Here is a 23,831-nt window from a genome sequence, read left to right as displayed (position 1 = left end):
CGATATGCTGTATTATTTATTTGAATATTTAGACAAAACACTCGATGTTCCCGGAACAGGAGTTTTTCAGTACATTACATTTCGTTCAGGTTTGGCGGTTCTTTTATCGCTATTAATTTCAACCATCTTTGGAAAGAGAATTATCAATTTTCTTCGAAATCAACAAGTTGGGGAAACGGTTCGTGAACTTGGTTTAGAAGGTCAAACCCAAAAAGCAGGAACACCAACCATGGGTGGATTAATCATCATTTTAGCCACCTTAGTTCCGGTAGTTTTATTGGCAAGATTGGATAATATTTATATCATTTTGTTGATTGTTACCACATTATGGATGGGAACAATCGGTTTTATTGATGATTATATTAAGATTTTCAAAAAAGACAAACAAGGATTAAAAGGTAAATTCAAAGTAATAGGACAAGTTGGTTTAGGTTTGATAGTTGGTTCGGTTTTGTATTTCAATCCGGGTGTTACCGTTCGAAAAGATACGCAATTAACCAATGTTCAAACTACAACGCAAACAGTTATAAATCCTGCTTCTTTAGAAGAAAAATCGACATCAACAACAATTCCGTTTTTCAAAAATAACGAATTTGATTATGCCGAAATCCTTTCCTTTTTAGGCGATGGTTATCAAGATTGGGCTTGGTTAATTTTTATTCCGATTGTAATTTTTATCATCACAGCTGTTTCAAATGGTGCCAATTTAACCGACGGAATTGATGGTCTCGCAGCCGGAACTTCCGCTATTTCTGTGCTTACACTTGGGATTTTTACATTCGTTTCAGGTAATATTATTTTTTCCAATTACCTGAATATTATGTACATCCCCAATTCGGGAGAAATGACGGTCTTTATCTCCGCATTTGTGGGTTCACTCATTGGATTTTTATGGTACAACAGTTATCCCGCTGCCGTTTTTATGGGCGATACAGGAAGTTTGACCATTGGCGGAATCATTGCCGTAATCGCCATTGCCATCCGAAAAGAATTGCTAATTCCTGTTATCTGCGGAATTTTCTTAGCCGAAAATTTATCAGTGGTAATGCAAGTCAGTTATTTTAAATACACCAAAAAGAAATTTGGCGAAGGAAGACGAATTTTTCTCATGTCGCCCTTGCATCATCATTACCAGAAAAAAGGCTATCATGAAAGTAAGATTGTAACCCGATTCTGGATTGTAGGGATATTGCTGGCCATTTTATCAATCGTAACCTTAAAATTAAGATAATGCGATTGGTTGTGTTGGGAGGAGGAGAAAGTGGGGTGGGAACCGCCATTTTAGGAAAGAAAAAAGGATATGATGTTTTTCTATCCGATTTTGGAAAAATAAAAGAGAATTACAAAGAAGTTCTGATGCTTAATGGTATTGCTTGGGAAGAAGAAAAGCACACCGAAGAGATGATTTTAAATGCCGATGTGGTAATGAAAAGTCCCGGAATTCCTGATAAAGTGGCAATTGTCAAGAAATTGAAAGTAATGCAAATTCCGGTTATTTCAGAAATTGAATTTGCGGCACAATTTACAGATGCGATTACTGTCGGAATTACAGGAAGTAACGGCAAAACGACAACCACCATGTTAACCTATCATCTCCTTAAATCAGGAGGGTTAAATGTGGGATTAGCTGGAAATATAGGAAAGAGTTTTGCATGGCAAGTGGCTGATGAGGATTTTGATGTGTATGTGCTGGAGTTAAGCAGTTTTCAGTTAGACGGCATCATTAACTATAAACCGCATATCGCCATTCTCACCAATATAAGCCCAGATCATTTGGACAGATATGAATATAAGTATGAAAACTATATCGCTTCAAAATTTAGAATAACAATGAATCAAACCGAAGATGATTATTTGATTTACGATGCAGATGATGAAGCAACAACAAATTGGTTAAAAAACAACAAAACAAGAGCACAATTAATTCCATTTTCGCTTAAACAAAAGCACCAAATGGGAGGATTTATAAACAACGACACTATGGAAATGTACATCAACGAAGAAGAATTTACAATGGAAACCAAAACAATGGCTTTGGAAGGCAAACATAACATGAAAAACGCAATGGCAGCAACTTCTGTGGCTCAATTGATGCGTATCAGAAAACAAACTATTAGAGAAAGTTTGTCGAATTTCCAGGGAGTGGAACATCGTTTGGAGCGTGTGTTGAAAATCCAAAATGTACAATATATCAATGATAGTAAAGCGACGAATGTAAATGCTACATTTTTTGCTTTGGATAGCATGTCCACACCAACGGTTTGGATTGTTGGTGGCGTTGATAAAGGAAATGATTATTCAGAGTTAATGTCAATGGTTCGCGAAAAAGTGAAAGCCATCATTTGTTTGGGAGTTGATAATAAAAAAATTATAGATGCTTTTGGAAATGTTGTCGATGTGATGGTAGAAGTAACCTCCATGAGCGATGCCGTTCGAACAGCCCAACATCTAACAGAAAAAGGCGATACTGTTTTATTATCACCAGCTTGTGCGAGTTTCGATTTGTTCGAAAATTACGAAGATAGAGGAAGACAATTCAAGCAAGCAGTACGCAATTTGTAGGGAGTTTTGAGTTGGGAGTAAAGAGTTTGATTTTTGATATTGTTATTGAAATTGATATTTGTAATTGAAATTAAATATGTTAGCACTAATAAAAAGTTTAAGAGGAGACAAAGTCATTTGGGCATTAATAGCCCTATTGGCTCTGTTTTCATTTATGCCGGTTTTTAGTGCGAGTAGCAATTTGGCTTATGCCGGAAAAGGTACCGGAAATACAGTAAGTTATCTAATAAAACATTTAGTACACGTGGCTCTTGGATTCTTTATCATATATCGAATTCATAAAATCCCGTATCATTATTTTAGAAGTATTTCAAGAATTTTATTGCCCTTTATTTGGCTATTACTCGCCTATACATTGTTTAAAGGAACAGTAATTGCAGGTGCTAATGCAAGTAGATGGATTCAAGTGCCGTTTGTTGGAATTTCGTTTCAACCCTCCACGTTAGCTTTTATTGTGTTGATGATTTTTGTGGCTCGTTATTTATCCAAAACCAGAGAAGAACCACTCACATTCAAATCGTCATTTATTGATTTATGGCTTCCGGTTGGAATCACATTGATGTTTATTCTTCCGGCTAACTTCTCCACGGCAGCATTGATTTTTGCAATGGTTTTAATGTTGGTTTTCGTTGGAAAGTATCCGTTAAAATATATAGGAGCAGTATTGGGAATCGGAATTGTATCATTAGCATTTTTTATTCTGATAGCCAAAGCATTTCCAAATCCGTTAACAACTCGTGTCAATACATGGGAAGCTCGTATCGAACGTTTTTTTAACGATGACGTTCAAGATCCGGACGAAGTATATCAAATTGAAAGAGCAAAAACAGCTATAGCAACCGGTGGAGTATATGGATTAGGACCAGGGAAAAGCGTTCAGAAAAACTTTTTACCACAATCTTCTTCCGATTTTATTTATGCCATTATTGTCGAAGAATTCGGATTAGCCGGCGGATTAGCAATTCTGGGAATTTATCTTTTGCTATTTATTAGAATTGTAATAGCAGCTCACAAAGCTACTACCTTATTCGGAAAATTAGTCGTCGTCGGACTCGGTTTTCCTATCGTGTTTCAAGCCATGATTAATATGGGAGTTGCAGTTGAATTATTACCCACAACCGGACAGACATTGCCTTTAATTAGTAGTGGAGGAAGTTCCATTTGGGTAACTTGTTTGGCATTGGGAATCATCATCAATGTAACCAAAAAAGAAGAAGAAATTGCTGCCGAAAATAAAGAAAAAGCCATGCGAGATGCGGCTCTTCAAAAAATGATTGACAAGCAATTGAAAGAAGATGAAAAGGCTTTGATAAAATCTGAAGAACAAAAAGAGGAAGATTATTCTATCGAAGATAATCCAATGAATGCAGTTTTAAACAAAAGTTAAGATGAGCAGTTTTAAATTCATATTAAGTGGTGGCGGAACCGGTGGACATATCTACCCGGCGATTGCTATTGCCAATGAATTGAAAGCTCAATTTCCCGATTGCGAAATTTTGTTTGTCGGTGCAAAAGATAAAATGGAAATGCAAAAAGTGCCACAAGCCGGATATCCAATAAAAGGGTTGTGGATTGCGGGTTTACAACGAAAATTAACTTTACAGAACTTAATGTTTCCGGTAAAAGTCATTGATAGTTTAATAAAATCAAGACGAATCATAAAAGCATTCAAACCGGATGTAGTTATCGGAACAGGAGGTTTTGCCTCAGGTCCTTTATTGCGTGCTGCGGCTGTAATGAATATTCCAATTGTGGTGCAAGAGCAAAACTCTTTCCCCGGAATTACCAATAAAATTTTAAGCAAAAGAGCCTCTGTGATTTGTGTGGCGTATGATAATTTAGAACGCTTTTTTCCAAAAAATAAAATAAAATTAACAGGAAATCCTGTTCGCGAAGATTTGCTTTCTATTGATAATAAACGACTGGATGCGTTGACTTACTTCGCTTTGGATGCAACAAAAAAGACATTGTTGGTTTTAGGAGGAAGTTTAGGCTCAAGAAGAATCAATCAGCTTATTGCAAAAGAATTGGATTTTATAACTAATCAGAATATACAAGTGATTTGGCAGTGTGGTAAACTTTATTTTGACGAATACAGTCATTTTAATGAAAAGCCCAATGTGAAAGTTGTATCGTTTGTTGACAGAATGGATTTGGCTTATGCTGCGGCAGATATCATTATTTCCCGTGCTGGAGCTTCCTCTGTTTCAGAACTTTGTTTAGTGGGCAAACCGGTCATTTTCATTCCGTCTCCCAACGTAGCAGAGGATCATCAGACCAAAAATGCAAAAGCAATTGTAGATAAAAACGGAGCAATTTTGTTAAAAGAAAGTGAGTTAGACGGAAAATTTCAACCTGTTTTTTCTCATCTAATTGACGATGAAAATCATCAAATAGAATTAGGAAATCAAATCAGGAAATTGGCTAAACCCAATGCAACACAAGACATCGTTAAAGAAATTAATAAACTAATAAAAAAATAAAGAAGACTTTATGTCCTTTAGCCTTTGTGGCAAAAAAAATATGAATCTAAATCAAATCCATAACGTTTATTTCATAGGAATCGGAGGAATCGGAATGAGTGCTCTTGCCCGCTATTTCAGCTTTTTAGGAAAAGAAATTGCCGGCTACGATAAAACCGAAACCGAACTTACCAAAGAATTGGAAGCGATTGGAATGCAGATTCATTTTGATGATACTATTGATAAAATTCCATCAAGTTTTGATAAGGAAAACACATTGGTTATTATCACACCAGCTGTTCCGACTTCGCATAGCGAATGGAATTTTTTCAAAGAAAAAGGCTATGTCATAAAAAAAAGAGCAGAAGTGTTAGGAATCATTACCAAAGACACCTATTGTTTTGCTGTTGCAGGAACACACGGAAAAACAACAACTTCCAGTATTTTAGGACATGTTTTGTATGAATGTGGCGTCGATGTAACCGCATTTTTAGGCGGAATTGTAGAAAATTATAATTCCAACCTAATCGGAAACGGAAAAACAGTAACTGTGGTGGAAGCCGATGAATTTGATCGTTCTTTTCTTCACCTTCATCCAAACATGGCATGCATAACCTCAATGGATGCCGATCATCTGGATATTTATGGAAATTCGGATGCTATTGAAGCAACATTTGTAGAATTTGCTGATAAAGTGGAAGATAAAAAATTGCTTTTCACTCCAAAAAGTTTACCACTCAAAGGAATGAAAATTGCCATTGAAGAGGAGGCCGATTTTACCGCTTTCAACATCAGAATAGAAAATAGTGCTTATGTTTTTGATGTAAAAACACCATCCGAAACAATTAAAAATATACATTTCAATTTGCCGGGAAGACACAATTTAATGAATGCTCTCATGGCTTTGGCAATGGCAAAAACATATGGATCCCCAACCGACGGTATTGCCAGAGCTTTGAGCACATTCAACGGAATTAAACGTAGGTTTTCCTATCAAATTAAAACAGAAAAATTGGTTTTTATTGATGATTATGCACATCATCCTACTGAAATAAATGCGGTTCACCAAGCCGTTAGTGAATTGTATCCCCAACAAAAAGTGTTGGCTGTTTTTCAACCGCATTTGTTCAGTAGAACGAAAGATTTTGCAGATGATTTTGCTAAAAGTCTTTCTCAATTTGATGAAATTATTTTGTTAGATATTTATCCGGCAAGAGAACTTCCCATGGAAGGAATTACCTCACAATGGCTATTGTCTAAAATCGATAATCCAACCAAAAAATTAGTAACAAAAAATAATTTAATAGAAGCAGTTTTAGCCTCAGATGCAACCGTAATTGTAACCATCGGAGCAGGTGATATTGGCGAATTAGTTAAACCGATAAAAGAGCGATTAAATGAAAAAGTATTTTAACTGGACAAATTTGCGTTTAGTGCTGATGGTCATGCTTTTGGCTTTTTTGTATTCATTTACATCCAAAAGAAATGAGAACAGAAAATTGCAAAATGCAACTGTTGAATTTCAAGATGGCGAGCAACTTTTTGTAACACATGAAACGGTTAATAAATTGTTAATAGAAAATAAAAAAGATGCTTCCAGTATACGGAAAGTTACGTTAGATTTGAATGATTTGGAAAATACCATCAATCAACACGACATGGTTGAAAAAGCAGAAGTCTTCGTGAGTGTAGATGGTCATTTAAAAGCAGTTGTCAAGCAGAAGACACCAGTTGCTAGAATATTTGAAAGGAATGGTTCGTATTATATTGATTATAAAGGAACTAAAATGCCATTGTCAGCTATTCACACTGCTCGTGTTCCGCTTGTTTCGGGGGGGATAAACGACAAAAACAGAGACGATTTAAACGAATTATTTCGAATGATTCATGACGATGAGTTTTTGAAAAAAAATATCATTGGTATTCAAGTTTTGCCCTCGGGTAGCTTGAAAATGAAGAACAGAAATTTTGATTATGATATTGATTTTGGAAAAACCATCAACATGGAAAAGAAATTTAGGAATTACAAAGCCTTTTTTCAAAAAGCAGTTCAAGATAGTTCCATACATGGTTACCAACTAATTAATCTGAAGTTCACGCAACAAGTAGTTTGCACAAAATAGAAGCACATGAAAAATGAAAACATCGCAGTAGGTTTAGACATTGGTACCACAAAAATTGTGGCCATGATTGGTCGTAAAAACGAGTATGGCAAACTCGAAATCTTAGGTGTGGGAAAATCCAAAAGTTTGGGTGTTCACAGAGGAGTGGTTAACAATATTACGCAAACTATTCAGTCTATTCAAACGGCTATTGCAGAAGCAGAAGAAAATTCGGGCTACATGATCAAAGATGTGGTGGTGGGAATTGCGGGTCAACATATCCGTAGCATTCAACATAGCGACTACATCAGCCGTAGTAATCCCGAAGAAGTAATTTGCGACAAAGACATTGAGCAATTGATTAATCAAGTGCACAAATTGGCTATGTTGCCCGGTGAAGAAATTATTCATGTGTTGCCACAAGAATTCAAAATCGACGGTCAAGCAGAAATCAAAGAACCTATCGGAATGTATGGCGGAAGGTTAGAAAGTAGTTTTCATGTGGTTGTTGGTCATGCCGCTTCCATCAGAAACGTGGGCCGATGCATTCAAAGTGCCGGAATTGAATTGTCGGGCTTAACCTTGGAACCACTTGCTTCGTCTGATGCAGTTTTAAGTCAAGAAGAAAAAGAAGCCGGTGTAGCATTAATTGATATTGGTGGTGGAACAACCGATTTAGCTATTTTTAAAGACGGAATAATTCGTCACACAGCTGTAATTCCTTTCGGAGGAAATGTGATTACCGATGATATCAAAGAAGGATGTTCAATCATCGAAAAACAAGCTGAATTGCTAAAAGTAAAATTCGGATCAGCTTGGCCGGGAGAAAACAAAGACAATGAAATTGTTTCTATTCCTGGATTGAGAGGTCGTGAACCAAAAGAAATTTCACTTAAAAATCTTTCAAAAATAATTAACGCTCGTGTGGTTGAAATTATTGAGCAAGTTTTTGATGAAATTAAATCGTATGGATGTGATGATCCAAAAAAGAAATTGATTGCCGGAATTGTTTTAACAGGAGGAGGTTCGCAATTAAAACACATCAAACAATTAGTAGAATATATCACCGGAATGGACACCAGAATCGGTTATCCAAATGAACATTTAGCCGGAAATTCCGATGAAGAAATGTCAAGTCCGTTATATGCTACCGCGGTGGGATTAATGATGAATAGCATCAACAACAACACCAAAAGTGCCATTTTGATGTCAGAAATGGAACAATCAATTCCAAAAGGAGTAACCGTTGAAGAACCAAAAATTGAGTCTGTTGCCGAAACCCCAAAAGCAGCAGAACCAAAAAATGAAAGTACAGAGAATAAAATCAAACGTTCTTTCTTTGATAAATATGTAGAGAAGATAAAAGAATTTTTAGATAATGCAGAATAGAACCTAGTTCTGCACGATTAAGAAATTTAGAATGAATTAGAAAAACCAAGTAGTATGACAAGCAACTCAGATTTTGGAAACATTTCATTTGATTTACCTAAAAATCAATCAAATGTAATTAAAGTAATTGGTGTAGGTGGAGGCGGAAGCAACGCTATCAACCACATGTTTAAACAAGGGATTAAAGGAGTAGATTTTGTGGTTTGTAACACCGACTCACAAGCACTTCAAAATAGCCCTGTGCCTAATAAAATCCAGTTAGGTGTAAACCTGACAGAAGGATTAGGTGCCGGTGCAAACCCGGAAGTAGGTCAACAGTCTGCCTTAGAAAGTATGGAAGACATTGATAAATTATTGGATAGCAACACCAAAATGATTTTCATTACCGCAGGAATGGGTGGTGGAACCGGAACTGGTGCAGCTCCTGTAATTGCTCAAATGGCCAAAGAAAAGGATATTTTAACAGTAGGAATTGTAACGATTCCATTTCAATTTGAGGGTAAAGTTCGCTCCGAACAAGCTATGTCCGGTGTAGAACGTTTGCGTAAGCAAGTTGATTCACTTATCGTTATCAACAATAATAAATTAAGAGAAGTATATGGGAATCTTGGTTTTAAAGCCGGATTTTCGAAAGCAGATGAAGTGTTAGCTACTGCTTCTCGCGGAATTGCAGAAGTTATTACGCACCACTACACGCAAAACATCGATTTAAAAGATGCTAAAACTGTGTTGTCAAACAGCGGAACAGCTATCATGGGTTCTTCTATTGCAGAAGGCGAAAACAGAGCCAAAGATGCTATTGTTTCTGCGTTAGATTCACCGTTATTAAATGACAATAAAATTACAGGAGCCAAAAACGTATTGTTGCTTATCGTTTCCGGTTCAACCGAAATTACGATTGATGAAATTGGTGAAATTAACGACCACATTCAAAACGAAGCAGGTCATAATGCCAATATCATCATGGGAGTTGGTGAAGATGATTCGTTAGGAGATTCTATCGCAGTAACCATTATTGCTACGGGTTTTAATGTGGAACAGCAAAAAGAGATCGTGAATGCTGAGCCTAAAAAAATAATTCATTCGTTAGAAGAGAATCAAACCAATACGATCGACTTGAGTCAAAAAATTGTGGCTCCGATTTTAGATGTTGCCATTGAAAAAGAAACACCAAAAGCTTCAACAGAAGACAAAATTGTTTTTGAATTAATTGATGAAATGGAAGTGGTAGAACCTAAAATGGTTTCAGAACTAATTCAAACAACCGATTTAATCAGAAATATAGATGTTGCGTATGAAATCGTTTCACCTTTTTCAGAAAACCATTTGTTTGCTACAACACCGGAAGTTCGTGAAATTATCGTAAAAGAACCTGAATTTGTGATTGTTGAAAAAGAACAAGTAACCTTGTCTTTTGATTTATCAATTGATAAAACGGTTGAAGCAGAAGAAGAAAAAACAGTTCTTTTTGAACTTGACCCGATTGCGACAAACGAAATTATTGTGAATGAACCAAAGCAGGTTATTCCAATGACTGAAGTGAATGAAACCGGAGTTGTACGCTATTCTTTAGAGGAATATATGGAAATTGAATCCGAGTTGTTGAATTCTAAACCAGTTGTAAATGTGGTAGAAGAACCAATCAATGAAGAAATGAATATTACGATGAAAAAAGTGGAAACACCTTCAGCATTCACACCTTCATTTGATGAAATCAATCCAACAGCAGAATTAACCATCGAAGAAACGTTAAAAATGCGTGCCGATGAAAGAAGAAAAAAATTAAAAGAATTCAATTATAAGTTTCACAACAATTCTTCTCGTTTAGATGAGATGGAAAAAGTGCCGGCTTACAAAAGAATGGGAGTGGATTTACCAACAAATTCACCTTTAAATAATCAATCCAGAACATCGTTGGGAACAGATAGTAATAATGATACTCAATTGAGGTCAAATAATTCTTTTCTGCACGATAATGTGGATTAACTAACTCAAACAAATCCTTTTTAGCCCGAAAATCAGAACATGATTTTCGGGTTATTTTTTTTATCTTTGCAGGCCGTTAAGAATTAATTTTAAAGGATAATTTAAAAATAGACAGATATGAGTTTACAAAGCCAAATCAATGAAGAAATTAAAAACGCTATGCGTGCCAAAGATACAATTGCGTTAGAATCATTACGTGCCGTAAAATCAGCTATTTTGTTAGCATTAACAGAAGGTGGTGCAAAAGATGAATTGTCTCAGGAAGATGAAATTAAACTTTTGCAAAGATTGGTAAAACAACGCAAAGACAGTGCAGCAATTTATGTAGAGCAAGGCAGACCAGATTTGGCAGACCCAGAAGTTCAACAAGCAGCTATTATTGAAAAGTTTTTGCCAAAACAACTAACTGAAGCAGAAGTGGAAGCTGTTGTTGCTCAAATCATTACAGAAAACGGATTTTCAGGAATGGCTTCTATGGGTCAATTAATGGGAATAGCCTCTAAACAATTGGCAGGAAGTGCAGACGGAAAAACAATTTCAACAATTGTAAAAAAGCTTTTAGCATAAAATAAATTATTGTAGATTCGCACTCTCAAAATAAAACGGCCTCGTAGTTCAACTGAATAGAATATCAGATTTCGGCTCTGAGGGTTACAGGTTTGAATCCTGTCGAGGTCACGAATAAAACCAATAGGATGAATAAAATNNATTTTATTCATCCTATTGGTTTTTCAAAGCGGAGCTTTGTCAGGATGGACGAAGTCAATCCTGATTTGTGCGTTCACTTGAGCGTATTTTTTTATTGGTTATATTCTCAAAGCGAAGCTTTGTCAGGATGGACGAAGTCAATCCTGATTCGTATCTTCATTTAAACATATATCTCTTATTAGTTGTACTCAAAGATGAGATTTGTCAGAAAAGACAAAGTCAATTATGTTTTTATACAAGGAGAAAAAATACATCCCATCCTAAATCAAAGAACATGTTTTTTATTAGCTCAATATTTTTTTCTTTCATGCCAAATAAATTGAACAACTTTTTTCGTGTAAGTAATTGTTTTTCAATTTATTAAAAAAAGTTCATTTGTATCTATGAAAATATTCCATATAAAATTCACAATAATTCAACTAAATAATGTATTTATGCAATTAATTCTTAATAATTCAATTAAATAACCACGTAAATCATTATTCATGAAAAAATTATTGCTTGTTTTTTGTATTACTATCTCAATGTTGAGTTATTCACAAAAGAAACTTTCTGCGGATTATTCATATAAAGTTAGTCAGCCATATAAAGTATTTGATGCTGCAAAGAAATTTTATTTTGCAAAAGGTAATCAGGCAATGACTGTTAAAATACATAAAGATGAGGTGCTGATTCAAAAATTTAATACAGATCAACCTTCGTTTGCAAAAGAAGAATTATATGAAAAGAAATTTCCTAAGAATTTTGTAGTTGAAGATATACTTGAAATTAATAATAAATTTTATTTTTTCTATTCTTCATGGGATGGTGACAATGAAAAGGAGCAGTTGTTTTATAATGAAATAGATTTTGAAAAAGGAGAATTTGTGGGTTCTTCAAAAATGTTGTTTGACGTAAAAGGTAAAGTTACAGGAACATCAATGGGTTTCTCTGTACAAGACAAATTTCCTTTTTTACTATCTCATGATAAAAAAAATATCTTGATTAAATATAGAAAGAAACCAGAAGTTAAAAGAGACGTTAATAGTTATGATATAATTGGTTTAATGTCATTTGATGAAAATTTAGTAAAAACTTCTGGAAATGAATTGAAAATGCCATATACCGAAAGAAGAATGGATAATTTAGATTATCATCTTGATAATGATGGGAATTTATATTTGCTTACAAAAGTCTTTCATGATGATAGTAATAAGGATAAAAAGAAAAAGAAAGACGAAGAAGCAAATTATCACATAGAATTATTTTTTGTTAAAGCAGGAACTTCTAAAATTGAGATTACTAAATTTGAAAATAAAGAAAAATTCATTAATAAACTATGGATCTTTGATACACCAAATAATTTCTTAGTTTGTGGTGGGTTTTATAGTAATGGAAAAGGAGAAAGAAATGACTCGGATGGGATTATGAGTTTTAAAATAAATAATACTGGAGGGATATATGATGAAGTTTATCATGATATTCCATTGGAACTTTTAAATATGTTTGAAAGCAAGAAAACAGTAAAAAAGAATGAGAAAAAAGAGGAAAAAGGAGAAGAAGCTAAATTTAAAGACCTAAAACTTAAAAATCTAAATGTAGATAAAGAAGGTAATGTTGTTTTGATTGGAGAACAAGATTTTGTTATTGCTTACACAAATTCAAAGGGAAACACATATTACAGGTATTTTTATCAAGATATCTTCGCTGCTAAAATTAATAAAGCAGGAGGATTAGATTGGATGAAAAAAATCCCAAAAAATCAATATGGAACCCAAGGTCAGTCCGGAATGTCTTATAAATATTTCTTTGCCAATAACAATCATTACCTTGTGTTTTTAGATAATATCAAAAACATTGAAATTGCAACAGACAAGGCACCTGAAAGACATATGGACGGAAAAGGAGGGTATTTAACGGCAGTTAAAATTGCTGATTCTGATGGGACTTTAAAAAAAGGATCAATATTAAATGCAAGAGAAGTTGAAGATTTTAAATTACATCAATTTTCAACAAACCGGGTTTTCAAAGTTTCTGAAAATGCTTTTATGTTTGAAGCATATAAAAAGAATAAAGAAGATGTAATGATTAAAGTAGAATTGAATTAATCTATAAATATGTTTAATCTAAAATAAATAAACAATGAAAAAAGTAGTATTTTTTGCAATTTTTTTAATTTCTTGTGCAGTGAGTGCACAGAAAGTTAAAGTTTTATCGGGTGATTTTAAAAGCCTAAAAGGAATTTCTGAATACAATTTAGAGTTTGATTACAAAGATATCAAAGTCGATAAATTCAAAACAGAAGAAGAGTTTTTGGCAGATAAAATGAAAAAAAGAGAAGAAAAAGGAACTGATGAGGAATTTAGAAAGTCTTGGTTCGCCGACAGAGAGGAAAGATATGAACCAAAATTTATCGAATCTTTCAATAAAAGATTTGATGATGGTGAGATTAAAGTAGCAAAAGGTTTGTCGAGTGCAAAATATACCATGAGTGTTAAAACAGTTTGGATTTCTCCCGGATTTAATGTTGGAGTAGTGCGAAGAGATGCTTATGTTACAGCAATTGTTACAGTTTATGAAACAGCAAATCCTTCCAATGTTTTGGTTTCAGTTCAATATGAAAAAACACACGGTGAAGGAGCAATGGGATATGACTTTAACTCAGGTTACAGAATTTCTGAAGGATATGCAAAATTAGCAAAAGAATTAGCTGCAGGAATTAAAAAGCATACAAAGAAGTAATAGCATTCTAAAAGAAAAAGCCGTTGAAATTTTTGTTTCAACGGCTTTTTTAGTTTTATAAAATTCTTCTAAGTTTCTTTCTCCATATTAATCATGTGAGCCATATTTTTAATCACATTGTCATGCTTTTTAACAAATGGATTGCTTTCATCCCAAACATATCCGGCCAAAACTGCACAAATTTTTCTTTTCACATCCGGATTTTCCGGTTGATGGAAGAATAAAGTTTGCAAATTACCAGTGTACCATTCTTTTACATAAGTGGTAAACACACCAATTCCACTTTTCATATATCCGGTAAATTCAGTTTCCCAATCTACGGTTTCTCCTTTAAATTCTTTGTGAATTAATTTGGCGGCCAAAATTCCTGATTCGGTTGCAAAAGCAACACCGGAAGAGAAAACCGGATCTAAAAATTCTGAACTGTTGCCTGTTAATGCAAAACCATCTCCATACATTTTTTTTACCGAACGGGAATAGTTTTCTAACTTCACGGGATCAAATAAAAAATCTACATTACCAAAACGCTTGATGTAATAATCAGACAATTGAATGGCATTACGCAATGCTTCAGCATTATTTTTATCTGATAAAGAATTGATAAAAGTTGTTGGTCCAACCACACCAAGACTTGTGTTTCCATTCGAAAACGGAATCACCCATAACCAAACTTCTGTTTCTAAAATATCAAAAGAAATCAACGTTCCTTCTTCGCCTTCCGGACGATTCACATCTTTCACATGGGTAAAAATAGACGAATGAGGGTCTAATTTCGACGGAGTATCCAGATCCAACAATCGAGGCAAAACCCTTCCGTAACCACTTGAATCAATAATGAATTTTGCTTTTATTTCTTTTAAATTTCCGTCTTTATCTTTTATAACGGTTGTTGAATTTTTTCCTTCAAAAGATAAAGAGATTACCTCACTTTCAAACTCTAGATCAACACCTTTTTTAATAACTTCTTGTGCCAATGTATTGTCAAAATCAGCTCTGGGCACTTGCCATGTCCAATCCCAACCTTCGGAATACTTATCACTAAAATCAAACACACAAATTTCTTCACCACGAATAAATCGAGCTCCTAATTTCTTCTCAAAATTCATGGCATCGAGTGCAGGAAATAATCCAACTTCATCAAAATGATCCATTACTCTGGGAATCAAACTCTCACCAACAACAAGTCGAGGAAATTTTGTTTTTTCAACAACTTTTACCGAAACACCATTATTGTGTAAATAAGATGCTGAAACACACCCGGATGGTCCAGCTCCAATTACCAAAACATCCACTGATTCTGTTGTCATTATTTCTTTTTTTTGTATTTTAGAATATAGTATCTTTGCCGTTCAAATGTAATTACATTCCCATTAAATTAAAAATAAATTCATAAAAAAATTAGTAAACAAAAATAACTATAATGAGTGTCATTGGAGAGTATTTAGACTTGGAACAATTTGTGTCAATCGTTTTTAAAAATGATAAAGCAGAAATAAGTGATAAAGTTTTAGAAAGAGTAAAAGAAAGTTATAGTTTTTTAAAAGAGTTTGCTCAAAATAAAGTGATTTATGGCGTAAATACTGGCTTTGGTCCAATGGCTCAATACCGTATTAAAAAAGAAGATCAAATTCAATTACAATATAATTTGATTAGAAGCCATTCCTCAGGAACGGGAAAACCATTAAATCCATTCTTTGTAAAATCAGCTATTTTAGCCAGACTAAATACACTTTCATTAGGGAATTCAGGTGTTCATCCATCGGTTATTCATTTAATGAAAGAATTTATAAACCGCGATATTACACCCTTAATTTTTGAACATGGTGGGGTAGGAGCCAGTGGAGATTTAGTACAACTAGCTCATTTAGCTTTGGTTTTAATTGGTGAAGGTGAAGTGTTTTACAAAGGTGAAAGAATGGCAACGCAAGAGGTTTTTAAAATTGAAAATCTTCAACCTATTCAAGTTGAAATCCGTGAAGGTTTAGCTTTAATGAACGGAACTTCGGTGATGACAGGAATTGGCGTTGTAAATGTTTTTCATGCTCAAAAATTAATCGATTGGGCTGTAAAATGTTCGTGTGCCATTAATGAAATTGTTTCTGCGTATGACGATCATTTGTCTGCTGAATTAAATGAAACTAAACTTCATTTTGGTCAACAGGAAATCGCCAAAATAATGCGAAATAATCTAAACGATAGCCAGCTCATCCGAAAAAGAGAAGATCATTTGTATTCGGGTGAAAATAATGAAGATGTTTTTAAAGAAAAAGTACAAGAATATTATTCATTACGTTGTGTGCCGCAAATTTTAGGTCCGGTTTTAGATACTGTAAAATCAGTAGCTTCGGTGTTAGAAAAAGAAATAAATTCTGCCAACGACAACCCGATTGTTGATGTAAAAAACAAACACGTTTATCATGGTGGTAATTTTCATGGCGACTATATTTCACTTGAAATGGACAAGTTGAAATTGGTAATCACAAAATTAACCATGTTATCTGAGAGACAATTAAATTATCTTTTGAATTCAAAATTAAACGAAATTTTGCCTCCTTTCGTAAATTTAGGTACCTTAGGCTTCAATTTCGGAATGCAGGGAGTTCAATTTACAGCCACATCAACAACAGCAGAAAACCAAATGTTGTCTAATCCAATGTATGTGCACAGTATTCCTAATAATAATGATAATCAGGATATTGTTAGTATGGGAACCAATGCAGCAGTGATTACTGGCAAAGTAATTGAAAATGCATTTGAAGTGTTAGCCATCGAAACAATAACGATTGTTCAAGCTATTGATGCGTTAGGATATGATGATAAAGTTTCTTCAATTACAAAGAAATTATATGATGATGTGCGTTCAATTATACCGGAATTCAAGGAAGATCAAGTGATGTATCCGTACATTCAAAAAGTGAAAGAATATTTAATGTCAATATAAGTTAGTACTAACCAAAACATTTATAAACATGAAAAAGCTTACTCTTTTAGTAGTGTTGTTTGTTCAGTTCGTAACAGCACAAGAATTTGCCTTAGTAAAACAAGGTGACAAATTCGGTTATATTTCCAAAACCGGAGAATATGCTATATTACCAAAATTTAAAGACGCCAAAAATTTTTCAGATGGATTGGCTGCCGCTTTAGACAACGGGAATTGGGGATTTATCAATTCAAAAGGAGATTGGGTAATTCCGGCTACTTTCACAAAAGTAAAGTATTTTAACAGTGGTTTGTGTTTGGTTGAAAAAGAAAAAAGATGGTTCTACATCGATAAAACCGGAAAAGAAATGCAAATGCCGGTATCCGAAAAATTATATGATTTTGAAGATGGAGTAGCATTCATTCGTCAAGGAGAAAATATAGGTTTGATTAATCCAAAAGGAGAAGTGATTTTACAACCAAAATACCAAGTGATTAAATCTTTTGAAGGAAACTACGCACGTGTGAAAAACAACGACAAATGGGGAATTATTGATAAATCCGGAAAAGAAGTTGTGAATACAGAATATGATGAAATTGGGAATTATTATAAAAATACAACTTGGGCCAGAAAAGGCGAAGCGTTTGGATTAGTAAAAGCAAATGCATTCAAACAAGTGGAAGGAGCCGATAAAATTTGGGATTTCCATTCAGAAGATTTAACCTATGCCAGAAAAAATAAAAAAATGGGCTTTATCGATTTAAATGGCAATTGGGCAATCGAACCAAAATTTGAGAAAGTAAGGGCTTTTTCTAAATCATTAGCTCCTGTTTTAGAAGGGAAAAAATGGGGTTATATCAATACCAAAGGTGAGTTTGTTGTTCTACCGATGTATGATGATGCCGAAGTTTTTTCTGCCGATGGTTTAGCGGCCGTAAAATCAAAAGATTGGGGTTTTATTGATGCAAATGGAAAATTAGTAATTCCAACAAATTATCAAATTACTGCCGTTGGATTTAGTATGTTTAATAGTGAAGACAAGGGATTCGTAAACGGTTTGGCACGGGTAAAAGCAAACAAAAAATGGTGTTTTCTTAAACCGGATGGTTCAATTTTAGGAAATCAATATTTTGATAACGCCGAACTTTTTCAAAAATAAAATAAGAATAAAAAAGTATAATTATAGTATGAAGTGTGCATTAATAACCGGTGGTTCAAGAGGAATTGGGAGTGCTATTTGTCAAAAATTAGCCGAAGAAAGTAATTACCACATCCTTATCAATTACCAAAGTAATAAAGAAGCTGCCGAAAAAACGCTTCAGGAAGTAATCAACAAAGGAGCAACCGGAGAAATTATTCAATTTAATGTTTCCGATGCTCAAGCAGTTACCGCTGCTTTATCAGATTGGCAGGAAAAAAATCCTGAAGCTATCGTAGAAGTTATCGTAAACAATGCCGGAATCACAAAAGATGGTCTTTTTATGTGGATGACACACGACGATTGGAGCAATGTGGTAAATACTAGTTTGAACGGTTTTTTCAATGTTACAAACTTCTTTATCCAAAAAATGCTTCGTAATAAATATGGTCGAATTGTAAATATGGCATCAGTTTCCGGTGTAAAAGGAACTGCCGGTCAAACCAATTATTCTGCAGCAAAAGGTGCAATCGTTGCAGCTACAAAAGCATTGGCTCAAGAAGTTGCTAAACGAAATATCACCGTAAACGCAGTAGCTCCTGGATTCATCCGTACAGACATGACTAGTTCGCTTGATGAAAGTGAATTAATAAAACTAGTTCCAGCCAATCGTTTCGGTGAAGCAGAAGAAGTGGCCGATTTAGTGAGTTTTTTAGTTTCCAAAAAAGCAGGATACATTACAGGGGAAGTAATTAATATTAATGGTGGGATATATTCTTAACTAAAATAAGAATGGATAGAAGAGTAGTTATTACCGGAATGGGAATTTATTCCTGCATTGGAACTTCGTTAGACGAGGTGAAACAATCACTCTATGAAGGTAAATCAGGAATTGTTTTTGACCAAGAAAGAAAAGATTTTGGATTTCGTTCTGCCTTAACCGGAAAAGTGCCAAGACCAGACTTGAAAGCTTTGCTCACCCGAAGACAACGAATCAGCATTGGAGAAGAAACCGAATATGCCTACATGGCTACCATCGAAGCGTTGCGAAATGCAAACATTGACGACAGTTTTTTTGACTCAAACGAAGTAGGAATTCTCTACGGAAACGATAGTGTTTCAATGGCAATCATTGAAGCAACCGATATAATTCGAGAGAAAAAAGATACAACTTTAATTGGTTCAGGGGCAATTTTTAAATCGATGAATTCTACCGTAACGATGAATTTATCTACGATTTTCAGATTACGAGGAATCAATTTAACCGTAAGTGCAGCTTGTGCAAGTGGTTCGCATTCAATCGGATTGGGTTATCATTTGATAAAAAGTGGTTTACAAGACACCATTATTTGCGGTGGAGCTCAAGAAATAAACAAATATGCCATGTCGAGTTTTGATGGATTAGGTGTTTTTTCTCTTGACGAAGCAAATCCATCCAAAGCATCCAGACCATTTGACGCTTCTCGCGATGGATTAGTACCAAGCGGTGGCGGGGCAACTTTAATTTTAGAAAGCTATGAATCGGCCGTAAAACGAGGAGCTCCAATCATTGCCGAAGTAATCGGTTACGGATTTTCTTCTAATGGAGGTCATATTTCAACTCCCAATGTTGATGGACCTTCCACAGCTATGAAACGTGCGATGGAACAAGCAAACGTTACACCCGATCAAATAGATTATATCAATGCTCACGCCACTTCAACTCCTGTTGGAGACGGTAATGAAGCCAAAGCAATTTTTGAAATTTTTGGAGAAAATAATACTCCTGTAAGTTCTACAAAATCAATGACAGGCCACGAATGCTGGATGGCCGGAGCGAGTGAAGTAATTTATTCTATCCTCATGATGCAACACTCTTTTATTGCTCCAAACATCAATTTTGAAAATCCCGATGAAGATTCTGCAAAATTAAATATTGTTAAAAGTACAATAAATTCAAAAATTAATATATTTTTGTCGAATTCCTTCGGATTTGGAGGAACAAATTCAGCACTTGTAGTTAAAAAAGTATAATTTTAAAAAATGAATAAAGCAGATATTATTGAAACTATCAATGGTTTCTTAGTAGAGGAGTTTGAGGTAGATGGAGATACAATTTCTCCAGAAGCTAATTTAAAAGACACACTTGGATTAGATAGTTTGGATTATGTTGATTTGGTTGTTACAATCGAATCTAATTTTGGTGTAAAGCTAGGTGAAGCAGACTTTGTGGGAATAGCTACCTTTCAAAACTTTTATGATTTAATTGAAAATAAGATTAAAGTAAAAGAAAAAGTATAACCGTCATGAGCAAGTGGGACGGAAAATCGAGAGGAACACTACTGGGTTATAAAATTTTTGTTTTTTGTATAAAGAAGTTAGGAATCAAAGCATCATATTTTGTGCTTTATTTCGTAGCTTCTTACTATTTTTTATTTCTAAAGAAAAGCAATCAGGCCATTGGTTATTACTTTAAAAATAGATTAGGATATTCAAATTTTAAAACCAAAATTGCTGTTTATAAAAGCTATTTCACTTTTGGACAAACTATAATTGATAAAACTGCTATTTCTGTTGGACTTCGTCATCGATTTACCTACGAATTTGATGGGATTGATGTGCTCAAAGATCTTTTAGCTCAAAAAAAAGGCGGTGTGCTTATCAGTGCTCACATCGGAAATTTTGAAATAGCCGAACATTTTTTTGCAGACATTGATTTAGATTGTCAAATAAATCTCGTTACTACTGACTTAGAACACACCATCATCAAAGAATACTTGGATAGTATAGCTCAAAAATCTTTCATAAAATTTATATTTGTAAAAGAAGATATGTCGCATATCTTTGATATTAATAATGCTTTAGCAAACAATGAGTTAATTTGTTTTACAGGCGATCGTTATTTTCAAGGAACGAAATGCTTAACAGAAGAAATTCTTGGCAAAGAAGCAAATTTTCCGGCAGGACCGTTTTTAATCGCATCCAGATTGAAAGTTCCTGTGGTATTTGTTTATGTAATGAAAGAAAATAACCTGCATTATCACCTTTATGCTAGAGAAGCACATACAAAATACCGAGACGAGAAAGGATTGCTCAAAACATACATTGAAAGCGTGGAATATATGCTAAAAAAGTATCCATTACAATGGTTCAATTATTTTGATTTTTGGGATGATATAAAAACTAACTAAATAATGATAGCTAATCAGATTTCTCTTTAGCTAACGACCCACAACGTGTATGGAAGAATTTGATTCAATCATTATTGGTTCAGGAGCCGGCGGATTAACTACCGCTCTTTGTTTAGCAAGAGCCGGTCAGAAAGTTTTAGTGTTAGAACAACACGATGTTCCCGGTGGTTGGTGCCATAGTTTTACCTTAAACGGTCAACGTTTTAGCCCGGGAGTTCATTATATTGGCTTGTTAGCAGAAGGTCAATCAACCAACCAACTCTATAAAAGTTTAGGCATTGCCAATGACCTGATTTTTTTCAGAATGAATAAAAGGGGTTATGATCATTGCCACATTGGAGATTATCGATTTGATTATCCTGCCGGCATCGAAAATCTTAAAAATAAACTCGCTTCTGAATTTCCGCACGAAGCAAAAAATATCAAAGAATACCTTTCGTTAATTGAAAAAGTAAATTACGAACTTCAGTTAATCCCGAAATTAAAGGGACTTTGGCAAAAAATAACTGTTCCTTTTCGCACGAAACATTTTGGAAAATTTGCTTTATTTTCACTAAAAAGAGTGATTGGTTGGCACATCAAAGATCCGATGGTTAAAGCAATTTTAAATGCTCAATGTGGCGATCACGGACTTCCTCCAAACAGAGCCAGTTTTCCTGTTCATTGTTCAGTAATGAATCATTATTTTGAAGGAGGTTATTATCCAATGGGCGGCGGCGGCGGAATAGTCAAAGCCATGACAACCAAAATTAAAAGTTTTGAAGGAGTAATTAAAACAAAGCAAAAAGTCAGCAAAATTTTACTCGAAAATAAAAAAGCAATAGGTGTAGAATTGCAAGATGGAAAACGTTTTTATGCTAAAAATATCATTTCAAATGCAGATCCATCGACTACTTTTTTAAAATTTATCGGAAAAGAAAATTGCAGTGAAAAATTACTCAAAAGACTTGATAAAACTCGCTATTCTGTAACTTCATTGATTTTGTTTTTAACGGTAGATATTGATGTTACTATTTTTGGCATTGATTCCGGAAATATCTGGAAATTCAAAAATGAAGACATCGACGGACATTTTGATGTGCTTACTAAAGGAAACATTACCGAAGGCGAAGAATTTCCTGCTCTTTTTATGAGTTGCACAACACTCAAAGATCCGGTTAGTTTTAATGGAAGATATCATAATTTTGAAATTGTAACGTACGTTGATTTTGACAGTTTTAAGAAATTCAACCAAGAAGAGTATCACACACCAGAATACGAAGAATTCAAGAACAAAATCATCGAAAAATTCCTAAATACTGTCGAAAAATTAATTCCGCCCGTACGACAAAATATTGTTCAAGCCGAATTGGGAACTCCTAAAACAAACCAATTTTACATCAACAGCACTAGAGGAAACGTTTATGGAACTGAAAAAACATTGCGTCAAATTGGTCCTTTTGCTTATAAAAATCAAACAGAATTCGAAAATCTCTATTTGTGTGGAGCTAGTACTTTATCGCACGGTGTAACAGGTGCAAGTTATTCCGGTTTGGAAGCTGCTGCAAGGATATTAAATTGTAAATCAACCGATTTTCTTATTGATGATGAATCGCAAAAGATAACCATTTTTGATGCAGAAGATTCTTCTACTTGGAATGAGTATGTCTTGGCAAAAAGAGAAGATAAAATCAGAACTTTTAAAGAAGTAAAAATTCAATAGAATTTATTTATTTTTTTTAATATCTTTAAAAACCAACGAAAGGAACAATGAAGTAATGAAAAACGTTATTGTAATCTATTACACTCAATCAGGACAATTAGAAAAAATTGCCCAAAATATAGCCAAACCACTCTTGAATGACGAGGAGATTTCGGTTACTTTTTATAACATTGAAATGGAAAAACCTTTTCCTTTTCCTTGGCCAAAAGCTGATTTTTTTGATGCATTTCCTGAATCATTTTTGCAAATTCCGGCACCAATTCATAAGCCTTCACAAGAGATTTTAGGCAAAAAATATGATTTGGTTATTTTGGCTTATCAGGTGTGGTACCTAACACCTTCTGTTCCAATTAATTCATTTTTAAAAAGTGATTTTGGTCAGAAAATTATAAAAGATACCCCGGTTGTTACTGTAATTGGTGCAAGAAATATGTGGATAATGGCTCAGGAAAAAATGAAAAATATCCTTAAAAAAACGAATGCTAAATTAGTGGGAAATATTGCTTTGGTAGACAGACATATTAACCATATTAGTGTAATCACCATCGTACATTGGATGTTTACAGGAAAACAAACAAAATATTTAGGTTTTTTTCCAAAACCGGGAGTGGCTGATGAAGAAATTTCTAATTCATCTAAATTTGGTGAAATCATCGTAAAACATTTAAAAATTAATCAATTTGATTCTCTTCAAGATGAATTAGTCGCCAATAATGCTGTAGAAATTAGACCTTTTTTAATAGAAATGGATAAAAAAGCCAACAAAATGTTTACCAAATGGGCAAATTTTATCATAAAAAAAACGGATTCAAGACCAACATGGTTAAAATTCTTTAACCTATATTTGTTCATAGCGATATGGATAATTTCGCCAATTGTATATATATTGCACCTTTTTTCAATTCCTTTTAAAACTAACCAAATTAAGAAAGAAAAAACTTACTATAAAGGAGTTTAATCTGCCAACTGAA

At 34.1% G+C, this 23,831-nt stretch carries 20 protein-coding genes and 1 tRNA gene; 20 read left to right on the top strand and 1 reads right to left on the bottom strand.

What is annotated here, in order from left to right; genetic code table 11:
- Window positions 1-4: 4 nt before the first annotated feature.
- The 12 genes from mraY (at window position 5) to B4N66_RS02270 (ending at window position 13,930) form a co-directional block, all read left to right on the top strand.
- Window positions 5-1,231 carry a phospho-N-acetylmuramoyl-pentapeptide-transferase gene (gene mraY, locus B4N66_RS02325; protein WP_291092131.1) on the top strand — a complete coding sequence of 409 codons (1,227 nt, stop codon included), beginning with the start codon at window positions 5-7 and terminating at the stop codon, window positions 1,229-1,231.
- On the top strand, window positions 1,231-2,562 hold the full coding sequence (gene murD, locus B4N66_RS02320; RefSeq protein WP_291092130.1) for a UDP-N-acetylmuramoyl-L-alanine--D-glutamate ligase: 1,332 nt from the start codon (window positions 1,231-1,233) through the stop codon (window positions 2,560-2,562). The genes mraY and murD overlap by 1 nt, the downstream gene beginning before the upstream one ends.
- A 76-nt stretch (window positions 2,563-2,638) precedes the next feature.
- Window positions 2,639-3,949, top strand: coding sequence for an FtsW/RodA/SpoVE family cell cycle protein (locus B4N66_RS02315; RefSeq protein WP_291092129.1), 1,311 nt, complete (start codon window positions 2,639-2,641; stop codon window positions 3,947-3,949).
- A gap of 1 nt (window position 3,950) precedes the next feature.
- Window positions 3,951-5,045 (top strand): undecaprenyldiphospho-muramoylpentapeptide beta-N-acetylglucosaminyltransferase, encoded by a 1,095-nt coding sequence (murG, locus tag B4N66_RS02310; protein ID WP_291092128.1) that lies wholly within the window; start codon window positions 3,951-3,953, stop codon window positions 5,043-5,045.
- A gap of 40 nt (window positions 5,046-5,085) precedes the next feature.
- On the top strand, window positions 5,086-6,438 hold the full coding sequence (gene murC / locus B4N66_RS02305) for a UDP-N-acetylmuramate--L-alanine ligase (RefSeq protein ID WP_291092127.1): 1,353 nt from the start codon (window positions 5,086-5,088) through the stop codon (window positions 6,436-6,438).
- Entirely contained in the window at window positions 6,422-7,147 is a 726-nt protein-coding gene (locus B4N66_RS02300; RefSeq protein WP_291092126.1) for a cell division protein FtsQ/DivIB, read from the top strand. The genes murC and B4N66_RS02300 overlap by 17 nt, the downstream gene beginning before the upstream one ends.
- A gap of 6 nt (window positions 7,148-7,153) precedes the next feature.
- Window positions 7,154-8,515, top strand: a complete 1,362-nt coding sequence (gene ftsA, locus B4N66_RS02295) for a cell division protein FtsA (RefSeq protein WP_291092125.1) — start codon at window positions 7,154-7,156, stop codon at window positions 8,513-8,515.
- Between the two features lie 54 nt (window positions 8,516-8,569).
- Complete coding sequence (ftsZ, locus tag B4N66_RS02290) at window positions 8,570-10,501, top strand: cell division protein FtsZ (RefSeq protein ID WP_291092124.1); 1,932 nt, start codon at window positions 8,570-8,572, stop codon at window positions 10,499-10,501.
- A gap of 117 nt (window positions 10,502-10,618) precedes the next feature.
- Window positions 10,619-11,068 (top strand): GatB/YqeY domain-containing protein, encoded by a 450-nt coding sequence (locus tag B4N66_RS02285; protein ID WP_291092123.1) that lies wholly within the window; start codon window positions 10,619-10,621, stop codon window positions 11,066-11,068.
- A gap of 37 nt (window positions 11,069-11,105) precedes the next feature.
- Window positions 11,106-11,179, top strand: a tRNA-Arg gene (locus tag B4N66_RS02280).
- Between the two features lie 515 nt (window positions 11,180-11,694).
- Window positions 11,695-13,296, top strand: coding sequence for a hypothetical protein (locus B4N66_RS02275; protein ID WP_291092122.1), 1,602 nt, complete (start codon window positions 11,695-11,697; stop codon window positions 13,294-13,296).
- A 34-nt stretch (window positions 13,297-13,330) separates the two neighbouring features.
- Window positions 13,331-13,930 carry a hypothetical protein gene (locus B4N66_RS02270; protein WP_291092121.1) on the top strand — a complete coding sequence of 200 codons (600 nt, stop codon included), beginning with the start codon at window positions 13,331-13,333 and terminating at the stop codon, window positions 13,928-13,930.
- A gap of 68 nt (window positions 13,931-13,998) precedes the next feature.
- Here the strand turns inward: B4N66_RS02270 and B4N66_RS02265 are convergent, their stop codons facing one another.
- The gene (locus tag B4N66_RS02265; protein ID WP_291092120.1) at window positions 13,999-15,237 is read right to left on the bottom strand and encodes an NAD(P)/FAD-dependent oxidoreductase; all 1,239 of its coding nucleotides are present in this window, start codon (window positions 15,235-15,237) and stop codon (window positions 13,999-14,001) included.
- A gap of 113 nt (window positions 15,238-15,350) precedes the next feature.
- On the opposite strand from B4N66_RS02265, the gene B4N66_RS02260 reads away from it, so the two are divergent.
- From B4N66_RS02260 to B4N66_RS02225, 8 genes are read left to right on the top strand one after another with little or no spacing between them, the layout of a single operon-like run.
- Window positions 15,351-16,871 carry an HAL/PAL/TAL family ammonia-lyase gene (locus B4N66_RS02260; protein ID WP_291092119.1) on the top strand — a complete coding sequence of 507 codons (1,521 nt, stop codon included), beginning with the start codon at window positions 15,351-15,353 and terminating at the stop codon, window positions 16,869-16,871.
- A gap of 28 nt (window positions 16,872-16,899) precedes the next feature.
- A complete protein-coding gene (locus B4N66_RS02255) occupies window positions 16,900-18,009 on the top strand; it encodes a WG repeat-containing protein (protein WP_291092118.1) in 1,110 nt (369 codons plus the stop codon).
- Between the two features lie 28 nt (window positions 18,010-18,037).
- On the top strand, window positions 18,038-18,769 hold the full coding sequence (gene fabG, locus B4N66_RS02250) for a 3-oxoacyl-ACP reductase FabG (protein ID WP_291092117.1): 732 nt from the start codon (window positions 18,038-18,040) through the stop codon (window positions 18,767-18,769).
- Between the two features lie 11 nt (window positions 18,770-18,780).
- Window positions 18,781-20,001 (top strand): beta-ketoacyl-[acyl-carrier-protein] synthase family protein, encoded by a 1,221-nt coding sequence (locus B4N66_RS02245; protein WP_291092116.1) that lies wholly within the window; start codon window positions 18,781-18,783, stop codon window positions 19,999-20,001.
- Window positions 20,002-20,010: 9 nt separating this feature from the next.
- Window positions 20,011-20,268, top strand: a complete 258-nt coding sequence (locus tag B4N66_RS02240; RefSeq protein ID WP_248435461.1) for an acyl carrier protein — start codon at window positions 20,011-20,013, stop codon at window positions 20,266-20,268.
- A 5-nt stretch (window positions 20,269-20,273) separates the two neighbouring features.
- The gene (locus B4N66_RS02235) at window positions 20,274-21,158 is read left to right on the top strand and encodes a lipid A biosynthesis acyltransferase (RefSeq protein ID WP_291092115.1); all 885 of its coding nucleotides are present in this window, start codon (window positions 20,274-20,276) and stop codon (window positions 21,156-21,158) included.
- Window positions 21,159-21,207: 49 nt separating this feature from the next.
- On the top strand, window positions 21,208-22,860 hold the full coding sequence (locus B4N66_RS02230; protein ID WP_291092114.1) for a phytoene desaturase family protein: 1,653 nt from the start codon (window positions 21,208-21,210) through the stop codon (window positions 22,858-22,860).
- Window positions 22,861-22,915: 55 nt separating this feature from the next.
- Window positions 22,916-23,818 carry a dialkylrecorsinol condensing enzyme DarA gene (locus B4N66_RS02225; protein WP_291092113.1) on the top strand — a complete coding sequence of 301 codons (903 nt, stop codon included), beginning with the start codon at window positions 22,916-22,918 and terminating at the stop codon, window positions 23,816-23,818.
- The last annotated feature ends 13 nt before the right edge of the window (window positions 23,819-23,831 follow it).

Source organism: Flavobacterium sp. UBA2787, assembly GCA_002352205.1.
Taxonomy (GTDB): domain Bacteria; phylum Bacteroidota; class Bacteroidia; order Flavobacteriales; family Flavobacteriaceae; genus Flavobacterium.
The sequence above is the reverse complement of the archived record's forward strand: the minus strand, read 5'-3'. Positions and strand labels throughout refer to the sequence as shown.

Bases quoted from the DNA above. Each gene is read 5' to 3' on its own strand.
- mraY (WP_291092131.1), top strand. From the start codon at position 5: ATGCTGTATTATTTATTTGAATATTTAGACAAAACACTCGATGTTCCC.
- murD (WP_291092130.1), top strand. From the start codon at position 1,231: ATGCGATTGGTTGTGTTGGGAGGAGGAGAAAGTGGGGTGGGAACCGCC.
- B4N66_RS02315 (WP_291092129.1), top strand. From the start codon at position 2,639: ATGTTAGCACTAATAAAAAGTTTAAGAGGAGACAAAGTCATTTGGGCA.
- murG (WP_291092128.1), top strand. From the start codon at position 3,951: ATGAGCAGTTTTAAATTCATATTAAGTGGTGGCGGAACCGGTGGACAT.
- murC (WP_291092127.1), top strand. From the start codon at position 5,086: ATGAATCTAAATCAAATCCATAACGTTTATTTCATAGGAATCGGAGGA.
- B4N66_RS02300 (WP_291092126.1), top strand. From the start codon at position 6,422: ATGAAAAAGTATTTTAACTGGACAAATTTGCGTTTAGTGCTGATGGTC.
- ftsA (WP_291092125.1), top strand. From the start codon at position 7,154: ATGAAAAATGAAAACATCGCAGTAGGTTTAGACATTGGTACCACAAAA.
- ftsZ (WP_291092124.1), top strand. From the start codon at position 8,570: ATGACAAGCAACTCAGATTTTGGAAACATTTCATTTGATTTACCTAAA.
- B4N66_RS02285 (WP_291092123.1), top strand. From the start codon at position 10,619: ATGAGTTTACAAAGCCAAATCAATGAAGAAATTAAAAACGCTATGCGT.
- B4N66_RS02275 (WP_291092122.1), top strand. From the start codon at position 11,695: ATGAAAAAATTATTGCTTGTTTTTTGTATTACTATCTCAATGTTGAGT.
- B4N66_RS02270 (WP_291092121.1), top strand. From the start codon at position 13,331: ATGAAAAAAGTAGTATTTTTTGCAATTTTTTTAATTTCTTGTGCAGTG.
- B4N66_RS02265 (WP_291092120.1), bottom strand. From the start codon at position 15,237: ATGACAACAGAATCAGTGGATGTTTTGGTAATTGGAGCTGGACCATCC.
- B4N66_RS02260 (WP_291092119.1), top strand. From the start codon at position 15,351: ATGAGTGTCATTGGAGAGTATTTAGACTTGGAACAATTTGTGTCAATC.
- B4N66_RS02255 (WP_291092118.1), top strand. From the start codon at position 16,900: ATGAAAAAGCTTACTCTTTTAGTAGTGTTGTTTGTTCAGTTCGTAACA.
- fabG (WP_291092117.1), top strand. From the start codon at position 18,038: ATGAAGTGTGCATTAATAACCGGTGGTTCAAGAGGAATTGGGAGTGCT.
- B4N66_RS02245 (WP_291092116.1), top strand. From the start codon at position 18,781: ATGGATAGAAGAGTAGTTATTACCGGAATGGGAATTTATTCCTGCATT.
- B4N66_RS02240 (WP_248435461.1), top strand. From the start codon at position 20,011: ATGAATAAAGCAGATATTATTGAAACTATCAATGGTTTCTTAGTAGAG.
- B4N66_RS02235 (WP_291092115.1), top strand. From the start codon at position 20,274: ATGAGCAAGTGGGACGGAAAATCGAGAGGAACACTACTGGGTTATAAA.
- B4N66_RS02230 (WP_291092114.1), top strand. From the start codon at position 21,208: ATGGAAGAATTTGATTCAATCATTATTGGTTCAGGAGCCGGCGGATTA.
- B4N66_RS02225 (WP_291092113.1), top strand. From the start codon at position 22,916: ATGAAAAACGTTATTGTAATCTATTACACTCAATCAGGACAATTAGAA.